16 protein-coding genes (1 of these 16 running past the window's edge) are annotated in these 20,501 nt (G+C 54.8%); 6 read left to right on the top strand and 10 right to left on the bottom strand.

Going from position 1 to position 20,501, the window contains the following annotated elements:
* Window positions 1-104: the start of an Lrp/AsnC family transcriptional regulator gene (locus tag SH248x_RS19760; RefSeq protein WP_459556045.1), read on the bottom strand. Its footprint begins 364 nt before the window's first position; the window shows 104 of its 468 coding nt (coding positions 1-104); the start codon lies at window positions 102-104; the stop codon falls past the left edge of the window.
* 116 nt (window positions 105-220) lie between these two features.
* On the opposite strand from SH248x_RS19760, the gene SH248x_RS19765 reads away from it, so the two are divergent.
* Window positions 221-1,222: a DMT family transporter gene (locus SH248x_RS19765; RefSeq protein WP_459556046.1), complete on the top strand. Its 1,002-nt coding sequence runs from the start codon at window positions 221-223 to the stop codon at window positions 1,220-1,222.
* A 153-nt stretch (window positions 1,223-1,375) separates the two neighbouring features.
* Window positions 1,376-1,621, top strand: coding sequence for a hypothetical protein (locus SH248x_RS19770; RefSeq protein ID WP_459556047.1), 246 nt, complete (start codon window positions 1,376-1,378; stop codon window positions 1,619-1,621).
* Window positions 1,622-1,875: 254 nt separating this feature from the next.
* Here SH248x_RS19770 and SH248x_RS19775 read toward each other — a convergent pair whose 3' ends face one another.
* The 7 genes from SH248x_RS19775 to SH248x_RS19805 form a co-directional block, all read right to left on the bottom strand.
* Window positions 1,876-3,630, bottom strand: a complete 1,755-nt coding sequence (locus SH248x_RS19775) for an ABC-three component system protein (protein WP_459556048.1) — start codon at window positions 3,628-3,630, stop codon at window positions 1,876-1,878.
* Entirely contained in the window at window positions 3,627-3,872 is a 246-nt protein-coding gene (locus SH248x_RS19780; protein WP_459556049.1) for an ABC-three component system middle component 6, read from the bottom strand. The genes SH248x_RS19775 and SH248x_RS19780 overlap by 4 nt, the downstream gene beginning before the upstream one ends.
* Entirely contained in the window at window positions 3,869-4,810 is a 942-nt protein-coding gene (locus SH248x_RS19785; protein WP_459556050.1) for an ABC-three component system protein, read from the bottom strand. Before SH248x_RS19785 ends, SH248x_RS19780 begins: the two co-directional genes overlap by 4 nt.
* Before the next feature lie 145 nt (window positions 4,811-4,955).
* Entirely contained in the window at window positions 4,956-6,386 is a 1,431-nt protein-coding gene (locus tag SH248x_RS19790) for a GIY-YIG nuclease family protein (RefSeq protein ID WP_459556051.1), read from the bottom strand.
* Window positions 6,387-6,768: 382 nt separating this feature from the next.
* Window positions 6,769-7,131: an endonuclease domain-containing protein gene (locus SH248x_RS19795; protein ID WP_459556052.1), complete on the bottom strand. Its 363-nt coding sequence runs from the start codon at window positions 7,129-7,131 to the stop codon at window positions 6,769-6,771.
* Between the two features lie 177 nt (window positions 7,132-7,308).
* Window positions 7,309-8,667, bottom strand: coding sequence for a sialidase family protein (locus SH248x_RS19800; protein WP_459556053.1), 1,359 nt, complete (start codon window positions 8,665-8,667; stop codon window positions 7,309-7,311).
* 79 nt (window positions 8,668-8,746) lie between these two features.
* Window positions 8,747-9,817 carry a lysylphosphatidylglycerol synthase transmembrane domain-containing protein gene (locus SH248x_RS19805; protein WP_459556054.1) on the bottom strand — a complete coding sequence of 357 codons (1,071 nt, stop codon included), beginning with the start codon at window positions 9,815-9,817 and terminating at the stop codon, window positions 8,747-8,749.
* 225 nt (window positions 9,818-10,042) lie between these two features.
* Between SH248x_RS19805 and SH248x_RS19810 the strand changes: the two genes are divergently transcribed.
* From SH248x_RS19810 to SH248x_RS19820, 3 genes are all read left to right on the top strand, one after another.
* On the top strand, window positions 10,043-10,339 hold the full coding sequence (locus SH248x_RS19810; RefSeq protein ID WP_459556055.1) for a hypothetical protein: 297 nt from the start codon (window positions 10,043-10,045) through the stop codon (window positions 10,337-10,339).
* Between the two features lie 343 nt (window positions 10,340-10,682).
* Window positions 10,683-11,942 carry a PQQ-like beta-propeller repeat protein gene (locus tag SH248x_RS19815; RefSeq protein WP_459556056.1) on the top strand — a complete coding sequence of 420 codons (1,260 nt, stop codon included), beginning with the start codon at window positions 10,683-10,685 and terminating at the stop codon, window positions 11,940-11,942.
* A 310-nt stretch (window positions 11,943-12,252) separates the two neighbouring features.
* Window positions 12,253-13,377, top strand: a complete 1,125-nt coding sequence (locus tag SH248x_RS19820; protein WP_459556057.1) for a citrate/2-methylcitrate synthase — start codon at window positions 12,253-12,255, stop codon at window positions 13,375-13,377.
* A 132-nt stretch (window positions 13,378-13,509) separates the two neighbouring features.
* On the opposite strand, the gene SH248x_RS19825 is transcribed toward SH248x_RS19820, so the two are convergent.
* Together SH248x_RS19825 and SH248x_RS19830 are read right to left on the bottom strand one after the other, a co-directional pair.
* On the bottom strand, window positions 13,510-13,926 hold the full coding sequence (locus SH248x_RS19825; protein WP_459556058.1) for a hypothetical protein: 417 nt from the start codon (window positions 13,924-13,926) through the stop codon (window positions 13,510-13,512).
* A gap of 441 nt (window positions 13,927-14,367) precedes the next feature.
* Window positions 14,368-17,628 carry a hypothetical protein gene (locus SH248x_RS19830; RefSeq protein WP_459556059.1) on the bottom strand — a complete coding sequence of 1,087 codons (3,261 nt, stop codon included), beginning with the start codon at window positions 17,626-17,628 and terminating at the stop codon, window positions 14,368-14,370.
* A gap of 810 nt (window positions 17,629-18,438) precedes the next feature.
* Between SH248x_RS19830 and SH248x_RS19835 the strand changes: the two genes are divergently transcribed.
* Window positions 18,439-20,178 (top strand): sigma-70 family RNA polymerase sigma factor, encoded by a 1,740-nt coding sequence (locus SH248x_RS19835; RefSeq protein ID WP_459556060.1) that lies wholly within the window; start codon window positions 18,439-18,441, stop codon window positions 20,176-20,178.
* The last annotated feature ends 323 nt before the right edge of the window (window positions 20,179-20,501 follow it).

Raw genomic sequence — 20,501 nt, forward strand, 5'->3', positions numbered from 1 at the left:
GAGAGGCTGACTTGTTCTGCGATTTTCCGCTGGGGAACGGAGGCGTCTTTCTGAAGCAAGCGGAGGATGTCGAGGTCCTGGTCGTCGAGGGGGCGAGCGAACATTGCGTGAAGTCCGGTTGTCGTGAGTGAAGGTTGCTGAATGACCCTGATAATAGAGCACTCAACTCGGGTGTTGCGAGATATTATTGCGTCATAACTTTCTTTTTGGGGATGATGACATGAGCTCGCGCCGGCCGGTGGATTCTTTTGCTGCTTCGATGATGTTGGTGTTGTGTGCGATCTGGGGGACGCAGCAGGTGGCGATCAAGCTGGTTGCGGAGGAGATGAGTCCGCTGTTGCAAGTGGGGATTCGGTCGGGGATCGCGGCGGCGATTGTTGCTATTGTCGCGATGATGAGAAATGAGCTGGGGTGGTTCCGCGCGGGGACGTGGAAGCCGGGGCTGGTGGTGGGTGCGTTGTTTGGGATTGAGTTTGTGTTTGTGGGGGTGGGGCTGCGTCATACGAGTGCTTCGCACATGGCGATTTTTCTTTACACGGCGCCGATCTTTGCGGCGCTCGGGTTGCATGTGGGGATGCGAGAAGAGCGGCTTTCGGCGGTGCAATGGGGTGGGATTCTGGTGGCGTTTGCGGGGGTTGTGGTGTCGTTTGCGTTTCGCGGTGGGGCTGGCGCGGGGGATTTTGCGCTCTTTGGTGATCTTCTGGGCGTGATGGCGGGGGCGGCCTGGGGGGCGACGACGGTTGTCATTCGGGGTTCGCGGTTATCGGATGCGCCGGCGAGTGTCACCCTGCTCTACCAGTTGATGGGGGCGTTTTTGCTGGCGTGTGGCGGCGCGGTTGTGCTGGGGCAGGCGGAGGTTGTCTTGAGTCCGGCGCTGGTTTTGAGTGTGGGGTATCAGTCGCTGGTTGTAGCTGTCGTCAGTTATCTGGCGTGGTTCGCGCTGCTGCGGACGTACCTGGCATCGCGGTTGGGGGTGTTGTCATTTATGACGCCGCTGTTCGGGGTGACGTCGGGGGTGCTGGTGTTGGGGGAGCCGTTGGATGGGGCGTTTCTGGCGGGGTCGCTGCTGGTGGTGGCGGGGATTTTGCTGGTGAGTGGGGCTGGGGCTCGGAATTCGAAATTCGGAATTCGTAATTCGGTGGAGAGGTGGAAGGGAGTTGGAACGCAGAGGGCGCGGGGGTGGGCGGAGGTCAGGGAGGGGGGGAATAGTTGTGAGTCGTGAGTCATGAGGGGGGAGAGATGGGGAAGGGTTGAACCACAGAGGCACGGAGGGCACGGAGTTGGGAGGGAAACGGGGGATTTTTTGAGCTTTTTGGGGTGGGGTGGCGTTTGGGTGGGGGTGGCGTTTTTGTTTTTTAGTTGAGGAGGTGTTGGGGTGAGTGAGAAGGTTTGTTTGGATTGTGGGGTGGGGATGGAGATTGGGTATGTGCCGGACTTTGCGCCCGGAGGCTGGATGCGGAGTGGCTGGTACCCAGGTGCGGCGCGGGAGATGACGTTTTTTGGGATGCGTGTTGGTCGGAAGCGTTGGATTGAAGTGCCGACGACGGGTTGGATTCCGGTGACGGGGTATCGGTGTCCGGAGTGTGGGGTGTTGAAGTTTTATGCGGAGAAGGGAGAGTGAGGTCAGCGGTTCGGCAGCGTTGATAGTGTGTGGCGCAAGGCCTTAGCCCACTCTGCCGGCTTTGAAAAGCATGTGGTTTCGGGTGCGAAGGCTGACGCCGTCATTCCCTCAACTCGATGTTGAGAGGCGTGATTGGCGGCAGATATCGGTGGTGAATTCGCATGCTTCTCCAGAGCTAGAAGCATGTCGCGCAAAACATGTTGCCCCGTCACACAAAAAGTATGCCATCCCGCCGTTAACCCTCGCTGGTCGGATCAGTTTCGGATCCGCATTCCAAATATGCCGCCATCTTCGGTTGCGTCAGTGATTGTCACAGGGTTTCTGTACTGATCGGGATTAAAACTCTTGCTGAACTCGGCGGCTTTTAGCTGGTCGGAGTTAATGCATACAATGTATTGGAAATTATGCTTTCGGGATTGCTCTGCGCCGATTTCGATGGCCTTTGCGACTTGGCGACTGTCCATTCCGTCGAACAGGTGGCTGTCATGCATTAGGAATCCTGGGTTCGTTTTGTGCTTCGACCAAATAACTGCAAGGGTCAAATCGAAGCAAAATATTTGCATGTTTCTGATGCCTTTGCTCTCCTTTCCTTCAACGATGACTGAAAAGTCAGGGCCGTTATCTTTCGGATCAATTACTAGGCTTCCTTCGTGGTCAGAAATCTGCCGCGAAAATTCCTCGAAAATAATAACAAGTTCATTAAGTATGTCTGACTTATCCTCTAGTTCAGCGGTGAGCCTTTTCTTGATTTGCGCTCTACTGATGGTTAGTTCGGTTTCTTGGGAGTCCAGCTGCTTTGCTAGATCTACTTTTTTTCTGAGTTCTTCAACAATTGCCTGTTGTCTGGAAAGCTCTTCTTGAAGTCGTGAATACTGGTCTAATGCTCCATGGCTAGAAAGTGTCCACATTATTTCTTGTCGTCGAGTGTCTAATTTCTCAAGTTGCCGTTTGCGCTGATCAATTGCGCGTCTCGCTGTATCGATTTCACCTTCAAGGTGAAATCTTCGATTTCGAATAATTGCCGCGTGGAATCTACGTACGTCGTCTAGCTGCTTGACAACTAATTCAGGTAAGATAATGCCGATTTCAGCGTACATTTCCAGTATTTGTTGATCAGAAGGGGCTTGTTCCACCTTGAGCTGATTTGAGAGGGCTTCAATTCTCTCTTGATCGAGAGTGTTGTCGCTTGTGAGGTCTGAAATCAGGACTGCAAGCTTTGATGCTTCAGATTCAAGAGTATGATACTCTGGTAAGACTTGAAACTGTGAAATCTGGTCCTTTAGTTTTCCTGTTTCTTTTTCTGCAACAGCTAGCTTTGTTCGAAGTTCTCCAATGTTTCCTACAAGAGATCCTAGTGCACCACTCTTGGATTCCCTCTTCAGGATTTCAAGAGACTTTTCTTTTAAGCGTACAAGCTGCAATTCTTGCGATATAGACCAGTCTAAACTAAACAGATATGAAAGATTGACTTGCATGTCCCAGTTTTGCTGCTTCGTAGATTGTTTTTGTGCTTCTTGGAATGCTCCGCTAGACTCTCTTCTAATGAAGTAAGCTATAAGTGATCGAAAAGTTGGACCGTATGTGTCGATATTAAGAGAGAGCGAAAACATAAGGTTGGCTAAAATCGATCTCCAAGATTCGTTATTGACAGTATAATTGCCGGTTTCTTTATTGAGTTTGGGTTGAACTGGCCACTCAGAAAAGTCTCCGTCAACAATGATCTGGTTTTTGTTGACGCCTGTACGGCTAGCCGAGGTCTTTTTGCCTGCTAAATCAAAAATAAGAGTGAATTCCTCGTCGACCAATTCTTCACAAAGAAAGATCGACCCCTTTTCGCATTTCGCACCTAGCAAAAAATGAACGATGTGGATCAAACTTGATTTGCCAGATCCATTTCTCGTTTGTCGGTTTGTTGCGTTTTTGCTTTTTTCAGCCACAACGAGATTCAGCCCAGTGTGAAACTTCAACTGCTTAAAAGTTGCGAGTGTGGATGAAATTTCTTGAATCACAGTTGCGCTCCGCGGCGACACAAACGATTGCCTTTTTGTTCGATTGCTCCAATTGAGTACAACATGACTAAAGCCAATGTGAACCAATCGAATGATAGTCGCAATTCTTGATTGGATTCATGCTCTTGGAGATCCAGCCAAATCCTGGAGACCGATTTCGGTTCATCCAGTAATTGTATGATGTCTGCGCCGACAGCGATCAACGAGCGATCGATCGGTAAATGTTTGGTTGGTAAAATCATTGTTCGGATTCTGGGACGTTTTCGAAGATATCGCAGGAAGAAAAAAAGTGAGATAAAACTGCAGTTACTCCAGCAAGTTGGAGAGGTGTCGTAAAATGGTTCCCGCCAGCAAGATTCCACATTACTTCAAAAATATCGTCTGGTGACATACCTGACTCGCGACAAGCCAAGTACTTCACGCGAAATCCTTCAGCAATGCTTTCGCCAAGAGTCGGATCGGTAACGCCATCGAAAAACTTCTGGACTAAGTAATGCTTCGATCGTCCCCCAAGGAGCAAGTGCTTGTAGTCGTCGTCAATACTATTGTATTCGAGTTTTTGTGGTGCAGGAATCGTCATATCTGCAATTGCTGGAATATCTCGTTTAACAGATACAAGGTATTCGACCACCTCGCGAATCGCAGGCATTTCGAGATGATCCATCAATTCTTTTGTTGGTGCGTCGACGCCTAACAATTCCCGAAGATCGTCTTCTTTGAGTTGGTCAATTAACTTCCAGAGCCTTTCAAAAGTCCATACCTCAGTCGTGATATCAGAATATTGTTGGCGAAGCGAAAGCAGGAATGTGCCGACCTCTTTTGTTAGTCCCTCGTCGTTGTGAACGAAGATGAATTTCTTCATGTCGGCATTGTGCTGCTTTAGTGTCTGTTTTGCCTTTTCAAAATCTGATTTGATTTTTGATTCGAGCTTCTTGCTTGTGTTTGTTGCATCCCGTGGTGCGTAAACAGCAACAACAGCGTTCTGGTTAAGAAGAATTCCATCAAGACCTCCATCGCCTTGAGTCAGGCGAATTACCAAATAATCTCCGGGGTAAGCCAGTTCGAAAATTTTTCCAACCCACGTTTGAAAATCCTGACGCCTTTTTTCAAGGTAAAAATTCTTTGAGATGAGGCGAAACCAACTTCGTTGGAACCGATCGTGTTGTGAATGGCTCGTCATTCTAATTTGCCAAATCTGGAAATGTGTATCTCGGGCAATTCCTAAGGTGTTGTATTCAACTTGCTCAATGGTGTGGCAGGATACTGTTAAGCAGGTGCCTGTGCAAGTGGTTAGGTGTTTGATGGGTTTTAAGAATTAACCTTGCCTAAGAAAGTGTGGGTTCGCAGGCTTCTTCCTCCTCTTCATCGAAGACGGGGATGGGTGGTTGGTTGTTGGTGAGGCGGGCGAATTCTTCGTCGGTCATTTCTAGGGACTGGAAGTATTCGAGGGCTTCGTGGTTGGCGGTGTATTCGATATCGCCGTGGTGTTGTTTGACGATGCGGGCGATGTCTTCGATGGAGCAGCGGAAGAATTCTTTGCGGAGGTTGATGCGGTTCATGCGTTTGAGGTGGAGGGCTTTGTGAAGGGCGTTTTCGAGGGCGGGGGCGTTGTCGCAGGAGATCATCATGTGGACGTCGAAGGGGAAAGGGACGGAGGCGTCGCCGAGTTCGCAGATGCGGTCGATTGGCTCCAGGCGACGGGTCATGCCGATCTTAAAGACGCGTTCGCCGAAGCAGCCGAGGTTGGAGATGACGTAGACGTGGCCGGATTTGGTGAGCTGGGCCATGGAGATGGTGCGTTGTGATTTGAGTTCGGCTTCCTGGAGTTTCTGGGTGAGGATGTCGACTTCGGCCTGGTGGGCGGCGTCGTGGTATTTGAGGGCTTCTTCGAGGGCGCGCTGGATGGCTCGTTTTTCGTTTTCGATGCGTTCGAGTTCGCGCTGGATTTCGCGTTCGGCACGTTGTTCTTCGCGGATCTGGGCTTTGATGCGGGCCTGTTCCTGTTTCTCGATGTCTCTAGCGACGACGCGTTTGAACTCTTCGTTGAGATCGTTGAGGAGGCGTTTTTCTTCTTTGGAGGGGATGGTGAATTCGTGTTTGCGGCAGAAGTCGATGGTTTTGGAGAGGTCTTTGGAGCGGGTGGGGTAGTTGTTGGGGGTGAGTTTGGCGGCGACGAATTTAACGGTCTCGTCGAGGAGTTTCTTGCCGAGGGAACTGATGGTGGCTTCGCGTTGGTTGTAGAGGCGGATCTTTTCGTTGGCTTCGTCTTTGAGGTCGTCGTAGGCTTTGCGGAGCTTAACGCGGTCTTGCTCGAGGATGTCGTCGAATTTCTTTTCGTGGAGTCGGTTGGTGGCGAGGGCTCGCTGGTAGTTGAGTCGGAGGTTGTCGTGTTCGGTTTTGAGAGACTGGGAGCGTTTGACGGCTTCGATGCTATGGGAGGTGAAGAGGAACAGGAGGATCGAGGAGACGAGCGAGGACATGGAGAGGAAGATGACGAGGACGTTGTTCTTGCTGCTGGTGAGGAGGGCCAGGGTGATGACGGCGAGGAAGCAGCAGCCGAGGAGGAGGGCGCGGTGGATGTATTCGTTGAGGGAGAGGGGAGGTTTCGGGAGGAGGGGTTCGAGGGGTTCGCGTGGGAGGAGGAAGAGGTTGACCTGGGAGCATTTGGGGCAGCGGGCCGGCTTTTGGAAGCGGTCGGCGGGGGCGGTGACGGGGTGGTGGCAATGGGGGCAGTAGCGGGTTTCTGGGGTGGTCATGAGGTGGGCCCGTCATGGGGGATTGGGTTGTGGTGATTGTAGTGTATGCATGAGAGGTGGGTTGTGCAAATGGATAGTGGGGAGAGACGGGACCTCACCTGTCACTCGAAGACTCGTGACATCCTCTCCTTCGAGGAGAGGAGGGGGGACCTCGCCTGTTGTTTGGGTGGTGTGGTGTTCTTTTCTTTGAGGAGGGGAGATGGGGGCGGGACCTCACCTGTCACTCGGGGACTCGTGACATCCTCTCCTTCGAGGAGAGGAGGGGGGATTTCATTCGTCGTTTGGGGACTTGTGATATTCTTTTTTGATGGGGGAGTGGGGGGCGGGACCTCACCTGTCACTCGAAGACTCGTGACATCCTCTCCTTCGAGGAGAGGAGTTATTAGGGGGAGGTGACTTTTAGGATGGCTTCGAGGATCAGATCGGGGTGGTTGAGGGCGTCGTCGTTGGAGAAGCGGAGGACTTTGTAGCCTTTGGATTCGAGGGCTTGTTGGCGTTGTTTGTCGTCGGCGCCGTTGTTGTCGTGGGACTGGCCGTCGAGTTCGATGATGAGGTTTTTTGAGAGGCAGGCGAAGTCGACGATGTAAGGGGCGATGGTGGCTTGTCGGCGGAATTTGAGGTTGTGGAGTTTTGAGCCGCGGAGGAGTTGCCAGAGTTTGTGTTCGGGGAGTGTGGGGTTTTTGCGGTTGGTGCGGGCGAAGGTCTGGTGTTGGTGGGAAGTGGTGAGTTTGTAGGGTTGGTTCATTGCTGAATCCGGGTGACGGGGCGGGGAGTGGTGGTTTGTTTACGGTAGCGGAGTGGTGGGGTGGAAGTCAAAGGGGACGGGACCTCACCTGTCACTCGGGGACTCGTGACATCCTCTCCTTCGAGGAGAGGAAAGGGGGGGGGAGGGGGCTTGCGCCCCCTGCTCGCCTAGGAGGGGTTAGTGGGGGAGTTTTTTGCCCAGGAGGAAGAATTTTCGTTCGGGGTACCAGAGGACGGGGTTGTTGTTGCGGTTGGTGAAGCTGGAGTAGAGGGCGAGGTCGGTTCGGCCTTTGGTGCCGGGTTTGCCGAGGGAGGTGCCGTCGTGGTCGAAGAAGAAGGTGGGTTCGTCGAACCAGACGGGTTGTTCGGCGTCTGCTTGATAGTGGCCGGTGACGAGGTAGATGGGGCGTCGGTGGTTGCTGGAGTCGTCGGGGCCGAAGCCTTTGTAGTGGCCGTCGTGGTTGTGGATGAAGAGGGCGTAGGTGCCGCTGCCTGCGGTGTTGCCGCCGACGTCGTACATGGGGCATGGGGAGAGGGGGTGAGGGAGTGGGTGGCCGCCGTCTTTGTTGAGGAGTGGTTTGGTGGGTGACCAGGTATCGCCCTGGTCTTGGCTGATGCTGTAGAAGGGGCTGCCGGAGGCGGTTCGCATGACGCAGAAGAGTCGGCCGTCGGGGAGCTTGACGATGGTTGGTTCCTGGCAGGCGCTGTTTTCTGGGTGGCCTGGGTAGGGGACGGCGAGGGCGTTTTCGTTGCTGGCCATCCAGGAGATTTTCAGGTCTTTGGGGTCGACGTTGTCATCGACGTTTTCGAAGCGCATGAACTCGACGCGGGCGTCGGCGGACATCCAGGATTTGGTGGCGGGTTTACGGACGGCGTAGCTGGTCCAGCGGGTGAAGCCGGCGATGTATTTGTCGTCTTTGCCGAGGCGGATCGGTTTCTGCCAGCAGAGCATGTTGGGTGGCATTTCGGGATCGGGGTTATCGTTGATGCTGCGGGCAACGGGGACGTTTTGGGGTTGTGACCAGGTTTTGCCGTTGTCGTCGCTGTAGACGCCGTGGATCCAGCCGGTGTGGTGGAAGAAGGTGTCGTGCTTGCCGATGTGCTGGCTGTAGAGGACGTAGATGCGTCCCTTCTTGCTGACGAGGGGGTAGGCCCAGCTGGCCATGCGACCGTCGCCGGCTTTGCGAGGACCGGCGATGATCTGGGGTTTGGCCCAGGTTTTACCTTCGTCGTGGCTGGTGGAGAAGGTGATGTGCTGGTCGGCGGGCATGTCGGCGGAGTAGTTTTCGACGGAGCTTTGGGTCCAGACGGCCATGAGGGAGCCATCGGGGCCGTCGAAGACGAGGAAGTGTTCGTTGCCGGTGTCGCTGGTGCCGTTTTCGGTGACTTCGGGGACGAAGACGACGTAGTCGGGCTTGGTGGCGTTGAGCTGGGCGGGGATGATGGCTTTGAGTTCGGCGGGGGATTTGGTTGTCTGGGCGGAAGCGGGGAGGGTCGCTAGGAGGCAGAGGCAGGCGAGGATCGCGAAGCGCAGCATGTTTTTGTTCCTTGAAGAAGAGTGGCAGGTCGACTTCAAGGTAAGCGATTCAAATCGGGAATCAAATCATTTGCATGGCTTAATTTGATAGAACGGCGGGATCGGGGTCGTTGTCGAGGGTCTCGTGCTGCACATGATCAATTTCACTGGCAACCTTTGTCAGGGAGAGGCCGACTTTGTGGAGGTAATAGAGGCCGATGAGGGTGACGGGGATGTATTGGGCGAGGTGGTAATAGATCGATGCGCCGACGACGGCGGACTTCAGGGCGGGCTGTTCGTTGAGATGCAGGATGGGGGTGAGGACAAGCAGGAAGGCGAGCTGGATCGTGCCGAAGAAGCCGGGGGCGGCGGGGATGATGACGCCGAGGGCGGTCACGGACATGAGGAGTAGCGCTGTAGGGATGGTGACTTCGATGCCGAAGCTCCAGAGGGAGAGGAAGAACATGGCGGTCATGACCATCCAGTGGACGATGGAGACGGCTGCGATCTGGATCGTGAGCCAGGGGTCGTGGAGGGATTTGAGGCCGAGTTGGGCTTCCTGCATGAGGTGAATAATCTTCTCGGCGATTCCATGGGGAATGAACGTCGGCATTGCAGTAAGAAGGCGTTTGATGACATGGATCGTCTGGTCGTTCCAGATGACGAAGATAAAGGTGCCGATCAGGATGGCTGCTGCTGCGATGCAAACGAGGATCGCTCCCACTCGAATTTCTGTGACCTCAAACAGCTCTGGTACGAACATCAATCCGATGATTAACACGGCCAAAATAGTGACGACGTCGAAGATGCGTTCGAGGATCAGGTTGCTGAGGATGGCGGTGTAGGACTTTTTGTAGTCGCGGGCGAAGACGAAGACGCGCATGAACTCGCCGAGGTGCGCGGGGAGAATGTTGTTGCCCATGAAGCCGATCATGAGGGCGGGCATGACCTGGGGGATTGTGTATTTGCCAAAGGTCTTCAGCAGGAGGGTCCAGCGGTAGGCTTTGAGGACGAAGAAGGTGGCGAGGGCCAGCAGGTAGAGAGGGAGGGTGCGGTAATCGGCTTTGGCGAGTTGGGAGCCGAGGTCCGCGAAGTCGACGCCGCGGAAGGCCAGCCAGAGGAAGAGGGCGGTGACTGCTAAACCGATAACCAGTGAGATCGTCTTCGACATGAAACTCTCTATCTTACGCCTGTTCGCTGGTCGTGTGAAAAACTTCTGTTTGCATAGTAAATGATGAAGAAGTTACGCAACATGGCTGTTGGAAAAGAACGTGGCTTGATTTCCTGTTGTGTCAAAGTTACAACCATGCTAGCCGAGGGAGGGATTCCGAGGTGATGTTGCGGCTACGAAGCGCACTTCTTCAGACACGAAGTCTTCAGTCAGGAGTACTCAAGGATGAGTCAACTAGCTGTTTATCAGCCCGAATTCGACCAGACCTACGACGAACCTGTCATTCTCTCGTTTGACTCGTATTACGAGCCTCAGACCATCAACTTTCAGGACGCCCTGCTGCAACGGGCTCGCCAGATGAAAGCGAACCAGTCCTGCCCGCAATGCCACAGCGCGCAGATTCTGCCTCTGGAAACTTATCGACGTCGCACGTCGTCTGCGTATCGCAGTATGACGACGTCTTCGAGCATGAACGCTGAATACTCGTGCCAGTGTTGTCACTGGAGTTGGAAGGCGAGATAGGGCTTGGGTATTGGGGCTTGGCCGGACGGTCTTTATTCGGTGTCTTGCGCGGGGTGGGCTTTGTGGCGGCTGTTGGTTTTGTTTCCTGTGCACCGTTTGAACTTTATCAATCGGTGTGAGGTTGCAACGCGGGACAGCGGCTCGGGCGGAGCCTCGCCCTCCCGGGGGAGTCACGAAATCTTTCGTGGGCATTGGGTATTGTATGCGGATTGACGGTCCGCACAGCGGACCCTACGGGGCGAATGGTTTGGTGGGCGCGAATTGGATTCATCTGTTGGTGTTGATCTAGCGGCGACGACTTTCGATGTGTAGCCTGAGGAGACATTTCTTTAAGGAGGTCTCCATGCGTCGCGGGTCTTCGGTTGTGGCTGCGTTTGTTGTCTGTCTGGGGCTTTTTGCTGCTCCTCTGTCTGCTGCTGACTGGGCTCAGTTTGGGGGGCCGAATCGGGATAACAAGTCGGAGGAAACCGGCTTGCTGCAAGTCTGGCCTGAGGGTGGGCCGAAGCTGCTGTGGACTGCGGAGGGACTTGGAGAAGGGTACTCGACGGTCACCCGCGTCGGCGACTTCATGACGACGATGGGGACTGAGGGGGATAAGGATGTTGTCATTGCTTTGAATGCCCGCGATGGTCAAATCTTGTGGAAGAGGCCGATTGCTCCGAAGTATCAAGAGGGTCAGGGGAATGGTCCGCGATCGACGCCGACGATTGTTACGGGGCGAGGTGGAAAGCCTGAGCGAATTGTGGCGCTTGATCCACAGGGGCAGCTTGTCTGCCTGAAGGCTGACGATGGTTCGGTCATTTGGAGCGTCAATATTCTCGAGCGCTATCAGGGCAACAATATTATCTGGGGGCTGTCGGAATCGCCTCTGGTGCATGAGGGAGTGGTGATCGCGACTCCGGGCGGGTCCAAGGGGTCGATGGTTGCGTTGAGTCTTGAGGATGGGTCTCAAAAGTGGACCTCTCAAATTCCTGGTGATCCACAGGCGGGGTATGCGTCGCCGCTGTTTACGAATCTGCAGGGGGTGCCGCAATACATTACCTTTACGAGTCAGGGTGTTGTGGGTGTGAACTCGAAATCGGGTCAGCCTCTGTGGGGGAATGGGGCTGCGTCGAACGGGACTGCGAACTGTTCGTCGCCTTTGCTTTATAAGACGAGCGTTTTCTTTGCGTCCGGATATGGGACGGGCGGGGCGCTCCTCAGCTTCAAGAAGCAGGGAGCGAAGATCAGCGCGAATGAGGTCTACAAAACCAAAGACATGGAGAACCATCACGGGGACATGGTGATCGAAGGTGACTACCTGTATGGAAGCAGCGATCCGGGGATTTTGACGTGTCTGGAAGTTGCGACGGGGAAGTCGATGTGGAAGAGCAGAAGTGTGGGGAAGGGAGCGTTGACGTTCGCTGATGGTCATCTGATTCTTCGGAGTGAGAAGGGGCCGATTGCGCTCGTCGAAGCGAGTCCGAAGGCGTATGTCGAAAAGGGTCAGTTCGAGCAGCCGACGTCGAGTGGTCGTCCGACCTGGCCTCACCCGGTTGTCTCGGATGGGGTTCTTTACATTCGCGATCAGGACAAGTTGTTTGCCTACGACGTCAGGAAGTAAGGATGTCGATAAAAGAAACTGAGAGTTGATCTGTGTGCCACGGCTGTGTCAGCCGTGCCTTCGCGCAATGGTCGTCCATTACACGGCTGACACAGCCGTGGCACACAGGGGACTGCATCGATTGGGGTGGAGCCTTGCCCTCCAGGGGGTGTGTTCGTCTCTCATTCGTCTTTCTTGACCGAATTCCATTGCAACCCTTTTGATCGCTCTTCATACTTGAGCCGACAAGGAAGCATGTTGACGATCACTCAACGATCGACAGCGACCGCGAAAATATTTCATCCTCCACCCACTCGAATGGAATTGAGTCATGGGACTGGAACTCTACTACCCAGGTCTGGCCGGCATTTGCGTCGGCGAAACGAATATCGCGACCAACGATGGGCGGATTCTGTATCGCGGGTATAAGCTCAGCGATCTGGTCATTGATGCTTCGTTTCCCGAGGTCGTCTATCTGCTGCTGAAAGGGGATCTTCCGAATCTGGAAGAACTCGCGGACTTTCATGCGATCCTGACGGATGAATCGCTGATTGATCCTGAACTGCTTTCTAAGCTCGCTGATTTGCCGATGCACGTCAGTCTGCTGGATGTCATGCGGACGGGTATTGGCATCATTGGTCATCATGATCCGCAGCTGCACGAGACGACGACGCATGCGATGACTTCGCAGACGGTGCGTCTGCTGGCTCAGTTGCCATTGCTGATTGCGGCGCGCATTCGTGGCAATGTGCCTGATGATTATCAGACGGACTTTGACAGCTTCAGTTATGCAGGGGCGCTGTATCGCATCCTGACGGGGAATGACCCTTCGCTGCTGTCGGAACGGGCTCTCGAGATTCTGCTGATGATCACGGCTGCGAGTAACTTTGATGCGAGTGCGCTGTCTGCCCGCATGGCTGTCTCGAATGGGGGCGATCTGTTTGCGGGCATACTCTCTGCGATGTCCTGTTTCCAGGGGCATCATGCGGGCGGGATGGTGGAGCGGATTGGTCAAACGTATGGCAGCTTCAGCAAAATTGATGACATGCATGCCCGTGTCGAACGAATTCTTCTGGCTGGCAAGACTCAGCTGCCAGGTTTTGGGGTGACGGATTATGTCGACTTCGACCCGAGGGAGCGTCTGCTGCGCTCGATCTGTGAGAAGGTTGCGATCGAAGCGGATACGGTTGAGATTGAAGAAGCAGCCGAAGAGATGGAACGGAAGATCTACTCTGTCAAACGTCAGCGTCCCTGTCTGGACTGGACTTACTTCCGCTTAATGCACCACCTGCGGTTGCCTCTGGATCTGGCTGCTCCTCTGGCGGCGATTGGTCGTCTGACGGGGTGGGCGGCGCATATGATCGAGCAAAATGAGGAGGGGATCGTGTATGCCCCGAAGGTCCGCTATCGAGGGGCGACGGATCTTGCGTATGAATCGATTATGGAGCGGGAGTAGGGTTGAGCGGAGTGAGCCGTCCGTGGTTCCGTGGAAGGATGCGGACTGTTTGAGTGGGCTCGATTCAGGTTATGTCGTGCGGAATAAGACAGGGGGTTGACACCCCCCGCTCGCCTAAGAGAATTGTGGTTGCTACCAGAGTTCGATGAATTCCTGGCTTTGCAGGTGAGCGACGCGACCGCTTCTGATGCCTTTGGGTGGCTTTGACAGTATGCGTAGCCAGATGCGGTGTTGATTGGATATGCCGACGATGCCGAGATGTGCTCCCAGATCGTCATCGTTGCCCGTGGGTTCATTCTGCCATTCGATGCCTTCGACGGATTCGAACTCTGCGATCACTGCCTGGACATCGACTGAGAAGCGTGAGTAGGTCAGTTCGCCGTCCAGTTCTCCGCCGACGATTTCGGTCGACGAACAGAAGACGGTGACTTCCCAGCAGTCTTTGTCTTGATAGTAGTGGCAGCCAATCGGCGCGAGCATATCCAGAGCATGCAAATGCTCAGAGACACGATTCGTGAAGACTGCAAGCCATAAGGGAGGGGTGGGCATGAATCCGACTTCTAAACTGTTATCGAATGCCAAGGATCTCATTGTCCTGAAGAGATTATGCGAATGTTTCAACCAACTAAATGCACTTGTGATGCCTATCGGATTTTTTCTTAGTCACTGACTTAATGGATCGTGCCAATCGCGCATCAGGTTCTCGAAATGCGACCAGTAGCGTTGTTTTTTCTGCACTTCGCAACACGTTTGATGCGAAACGAAACAGGAAATGAGTACCATTTTTGATCAGCGCATTTTGAAGCGCCAAGCTTGTCAAGCACCCCGCGCAAAGCATTGTTTCAGCGGGCTTGCGCGCCAGACAGGAGCGTTTTTTCTGTTTCGTTGATTCCTGGCGAGCGATTGCGAAAAAGTCGCATTGAATGAGCGCTTGAGCAGGTCAAGATCGAGTGGGGTAAGATTCTCAAGAGATGTTTATCTCTTCACGTCTTATTTGAACTGAAGCATTCCCCAGTTTTGATAGGTAGGTTCTGCGGTCACAGGGGCTGTCCAGGATTCATACTGATGAAAGGGGACGGTGCGGCTGATGTAGAGGTTCCAGGTCGCTCCGAGTTCGGGGGACTGGGGGACGAGTTCGTTGAGGGGGATGGCGGCTTCGATCCGCCAGCGGGTTTCGTCTTGCGTGGCGGCGACGAACCATTGCGGGTCCCAGCCGATCTGGTCCCAGGCTCGTTCGCGCGTCTTGCCGCGTTGATCGACTTCGAAGATGAAGGCTGAGGTGGCGTCGCGGTTCACGTCGAAGTGAAAGGCCAGGCGGTCGTGTCCATCGAGCAGTTCATCATGGACTCGTCCGGGCTGCTGGCAGGGGGCGTACTCTAATGCTTCGACCTTTAGCATACTGGCGGCCAGATAGAGGTATTCATTGTCGTAGGTCATCAGGACTAACGAAGAATTGGTTTCCTGCGGATCTTTCTCCCGACGCTGGGTCGCTGATAGCCGCATCTCTGGCATGGCCTGCCAGCAGGGGTCGCTTAACATGCCGTCCAGGTGTGGGCGGAGGCCGGTTGACTTCATGGACTGCAGGGAGCGGATGGGCAATCCCATTGGGGCTGCGACCCAGAGTTCGGATCTGGCGAGGGTTGAGACATTCGAGCCTGACTTTTGTGCGAGGCTGCGGAGGAGGTCATCGGCCATGGCGTCTTTATTGTGTGATCTCATTAACGAGGCGAGAGGGAAGGCGATCTCGGGGGTCGTAGTGCGTTTGGGGTGATGCTCCTTGAGTAGCAGGGCGGCGTTCATTGCGAGTCTGGCCTGCTGGTCGAGCAGCTGGCTGTAACGTGGGTTGGACAGGTTTGAGCGTTCATCGTGGTTGAGTAATTGAATTTGTGGGGTCGCGGGATCTGGCGTTGTCTCGGGAGGGGCGTATTCGCTGCGGAAGGTGGGCTGCAGATTGAGTCCCGCGTCTGCCTGGGCCAGATGGGCCTGCTGGACGACGTTTTGAGTGTTTGATCGAACGATCTCGGTGCGTACCTTGGTGTCTTTGAACATGATCCAGTTGAGTTCTGCGGAACTGGCAGTTTGAATGATCCAGGTGAAGGCTTCGCCGGCGGCGTTTGTCTTGCCGTAGCGTCTGGCGAGTTCGGCGATGGTTGACTGGGCTTCGAGCATGTGTCCTGTCTGGACCTGCTTGCGTGCCAGTTCGAACAACAGCATAGCCGACTCTTCGTCAGTGAGGCCGCGGGTGAGTTCATCGAACTCTGCCAGGATGTAGGCGGCTGACTGTTCGGCGTTGATTCTCTGCCGGAAGAGGTGGTAGGCGTTTCTTTGTCGTTCGGCGGCTTTGAGCAGGGGCTTGAGGTTCTCGACGTCGGTCGTGGTGACTGTCCGTCGAGAGAGGCTGCCGGGCGGGATGAGGATGCCTGCGAAGAGGTCGGCGTATTGGCGTACGAGGCCTTCGGTGTCTGTTTCGATGACGGCATAGGATTCGACGACGACTTCCGGCATGGCCAGGGAAGACTTATTGCCGCGGACGGCGACAAGTCCGAGGGAATCATGAGCTGCGGCTGCGGCTGTCTTTTTTAGATTGCCCAGCAGTTCGAAGGGCTCGACGCAGGGGCGGGACATTTGAGACGACGGGAGCTTCTGGAACACTCGTTCGACGCGGTGTGGTTTCAGGTGCAGCATGGTCAGCTGATCGGGGTAGGCGGCGGGATTGGCGGCGTCGACGACGGCTCGGACGAGGGCGTCGTGCAGTAATCGGTCGAAGGCGCCGGGGGCGAGGTTTTGATCGGACTTGCCGGTCGGGATTGTCACGATCTCGGGCTGCATCATGCGGAGCAGGAGGACGAATCGAGAGACGACGTCTTCCTGTAAGTGGCCGTCGGTTTTTTCGTTCCACCAGATGGCGAGTTTCTGCCAGTCGAGATCGCCATCGGGGAGTTCTGCGGGGAGCATCCACTCGGCGTGGCTGACGCGGCCTCCGTCGCTTACTGTGGCGGCGTGCAGGCTGTGCTGGTCTGGGAGGCCTGACTGGGGATCGCGGGCGTCGCCTGTTGTTAGGAGGACAGTGCCGACGCGGTAGCCGTCGTTGGCGCCATAGCGGGCGACGGTGAGGAAGGGGAACTGTTCGGGGCGTGTGAAGAGTGAGAGGGCTGCGAGGTGGTAGCCTTCGTTGCGGCAGGGTGTCCATGACTTGCCGCCGTCTTTGGTCATGACGATCTGGCCCAGGTCACCGACGGCGATGCCGTGGTCGGGGGTGATGAAATCGAGGTCGTGAATGGTGCCGACGAGTGGGGTGGGGGCGGAGGTCCAGCTTTTGCCGCCATCCTCTGATCGCCAGACGACGGAGCCTGGCTGTCCGGCGAGGTAGATGACGCCTTCGACGATTTCGACGGCTCGGAAGCTGAGGCTTTGTGCGGAGGAGCGGGGAACTGGCAGGCTCATTTGCTGAGTGGTGACCCCTGCGCTTGTCGTGCGGAGCATGAGGGCACCGTCTCCGACGAAGACTCCCTTGCCTGAGGGGAGGACGAGGGCGTCGCGGAGGTGCTTGGGGTTGTTCGAGGCGGGCAGTTCTGGTCCGAGTTGTGCCCCGGCAACGAGGCGAATGGTGGCGTTGGTGCCGACGAGCACGCCGGTCTCGCTGTCGATGAAAGTGCCTGCCTGCCAGACGGCGTTGGCGGTGCCTTCGAGTGGCATCCAGGTTTTCCCGCCATCGACGGTTCGGAGGACGCCCGACGCGACGGCTGGGGTGGGCAGCGTCACGGCGATGGCGTTTTCGAGGTCGAAGAATTTCAGGCTGATGAACTCTGGCCAGGTCGAGACATCAATCGGTGTCCAGGTCTCGCCGCCATCTTTGGTGACCAGCAGGGCGGCTTCGGTTGATTTTGCGAACGGGATGGTCTTCCCGCCGGCGATCCAGCCGAACTTGTCGGAGAGGAAGCATGCGGTTCGGTAATGAGCGGTGGCGGGGATGTCGACTTTTTTCCAGTTCGCTCCGCCATCGGTTGTTTTGAGGACTTGGCCGAGGTCTCCCAGTGCGAAGGCATCGGTGGAGGAGACCATGATGACGTGGCGCAATGTGGCATCGTCTTCAACGGGGCTGACCTGGCCGGCGTTTGGCTGGTGCATCTGCTCGAGTAAGGTCGGGCCGTTTTCTGAATCGGCGGGGAGTAGCTGCGGGGGCTGGGCATTCAGGGAGCCGACGAAAGCGACCAGAATTAGAAACAGGAATCGTCCGTGATCGTTCGACATCGCATCCTCGCGAAGTTTTCTTAGTTCGTTCAGAGTTGCCTGGGCGGGGAACTGAACATTCTTCAGGGCTCGTGCGGAGGGGATCTTACGTCAAGGGGGCGATTGACGCAGCGCAACTTCAGTCAAAACAGGCTTTTGAGACGCGAATTGCAATGCTGGCAAGTTCTGTTGCAGTTCGTACAAATGCTGGCAGGTGTGCGGCTGGTCGCGCGATTTGTTTGACGTCGGTTCGTCGAACAGCTGTCTATATAATGACGACACTTTGCAGATTGTGATGCCCATAAACCGTGCGGTTTGTGACGGTTATGGACTACTACTCTTGCTGTTCAGTCCCGTCAAGGGGCCAAATTACGGACTCCTCACGAATTCCAGTAAGTCTGGCAGGGGATTTGCGTCTCTACTATTCCAGACAACGATCTTTTGCCGTGGTTATCAGCCCGATATTGCCACGACATTTGGTGGGTGTCTGCGTTCGAAGTCGTTTGGGGTAGGTACTTTCCGCATCCCAAACCGTAACGCCAGAAAAATCCAAGGTTTGCGAAGGTTACTCGTAAGTTTCATTAAAGATTTGCGAACTTCCTTTCAACCATCCGCGTCGAAACGACGTAGATGATCATGGGGGCTCAGGGAATCAGACACCTTGGGACTTCAACAATCGAGACCCGCGTCCTTCACGCCTGTCTCACAAATCAGCGACACTCTCATGATGATGCAGGAAGCATCTCCGAGAGACACGGTTTCAAGATAAATGCTCAGGCGTCGTCAATGAAGTCACGCCAGGCTGATCCTGAGATGCGAAGGAATGTCACCATGTCTCACTTAACACCGACTCATACGCCCGAAACAACTCTCAATACCAATACTGGCGTCCTTGCGACGCGATCAGGTCGCAGTCGTTATCAACACCCTGCCCTGAAAAAGCTTAAAGATCAACAGGTCAGCTACTCGGTTCCGAAAGTCCGACTGGCGCAACTGGAACGTACCGAACAGTTCCTCGCCACGGTCGATCAGACCAAGGAGTACAGCTACCAGGAGATCTATTACAAGATCACCAAGTTCCGCACCTCCGACTACCCGGACCTGAAAATCTCGGGCGTCGAAGTGATGCACGATCTGCGCTGTTTCATCGAAGATCTTTCGGACAGCGTCGATTTGTCGGCCGGGGAGTTCCCGGAAGTTCTGACTGTCCAGGATGTGAGCGAAGAGTTCAACGTCTCGACGAAGACGGTGGATCGCTGGCGGAGTAAAGGGCTGGTCAGCCGACGTTTCCTGTTTGGCAATCGTAAACGGGTGGGCTTTTTGCGATCCACCATTGAAATGTTCTTAAAAACTCACAGTACCGATGTTGATCGTGGTCGACGCTTCAGCCAGATGTCTGGCGAAGAACGCGAAGAGATCTTGCGCCGTGCCCGACGCATGGCGATGACTGGTGCCAACCTGACGGAGATCAGCAAGCGTCTGGCTGAAAAGCTGGGGCGTTCTGTCGAGACCGTTCGGAGTACGATTAAGAAGTACGACGCGGACTTTCCTGAGAACGCGATCTTCCCTTCGATGTCTGCTCCGCTGTCGTCTGAAATCAAGAACGAAATCGTTCGACGGTTCCGTGGCGGGACGGCGGTCGAAAAACTGGCCAAGGAATACCGACGCAAGCGATCTTCGATCTACCGCGTCGTGACTGACAACCGGTATCAGGAACTGATGCTGGAGAACCTGGACTTCATCGACAGCGAGGAATTCCACAAGTCGGGCGCGGATGCACATATCCTTGCTCCTGCTCCTCATGTGGATAAGTCGGCCACGAAGATGAAGGCCCCTCCAGGTCTGCCTGCGTATCTGACTTCTCTTTACAAGGTTCCGCTGTTGACCCGCGAGGAAGAAGCGTACTACTTCCGCAAGATGAACTATCTGAAGTTCAAGGCGAAAGGACTGCGCGACAGCCTTAAGGAGGATTCTCCTTCTAATCAGGTCATGGATCAGATCGACAAACTGGTGTCTCAGATGGGCGAAGTGAAGAACTTCCTCATCCGCAGTAACCTGCGTCTGGTTGTGTCGATCGCCAAGAAGCACATGAATGCTCAGGCCAACTTCTTCGAGATGGTGTCTGACGGGAACATGTCGCTGATCAAGGCGATTGAGAAATTCGACTACAGCAAGGGCTTCAAGTTTTCTACGTACGCAACGTGGGCGATTATGAAGAACTTTGCACGGTCGATTCCAGCTGAACTGACGCGTGCAGACCGGTTCCGTACCGCCAGCGAAGAGGTCTTCCTCTTCTCTCCGGAAACGAAATCGAACCCGATGCGTCAGGAGATGGACAACCATCAGCAGCACGAAGCGATCATGACCATTCTCAAACAACTGGATGAACGCGAACAACGGATCATCCTCAAGCGTTACGGCCTTAACAAAGGCGACGAGCCACTGACTCTGGAGCAAGTCGGTCAGGAACTCGGCGTGACTAAGGAACGTATCCGTCAGCTGGAAAGTCGAGCGTTGAAGAAGCTGCGTAAATTCGCGGCTGAGAAGCAGCTTGATATACCGGGTATCTGAGGCGAGCGGGGAGTGTGAACTCCCTGTGTTTTCATCTGCAATAACTGAGAGAGACGCTGGCACGTGACGACGTGCCAGCGTTTTTTTGTTTTACTTATCCAGACTGAGCCAGCCATAATCATTACATGGCACTACGACTTTCAGACATCGTGGGTTACACACTTTGGGGTATCGCCGATGCAGGCCTGTTGTTTGCAATTGGAATGGGATGCGACGTTACAGATCCCCAAGCCATCCTGACTTTTTTGCTGATGACAGTGCCAGCCTCGTTCCTTCTGCCGAAGTAACTTCACTTCGCTTTGACCGCCACCACAATAGTTTTC

This window comes from Lacunimicrobium album (genome assembly GCF_052161635.1).
In the GTDB taxonomy this organism is placed as follows: Bacteria; Planctomycetota; Planctomycetia; order Planctomycetales; family Planctomycetaceae; genus SXPC01.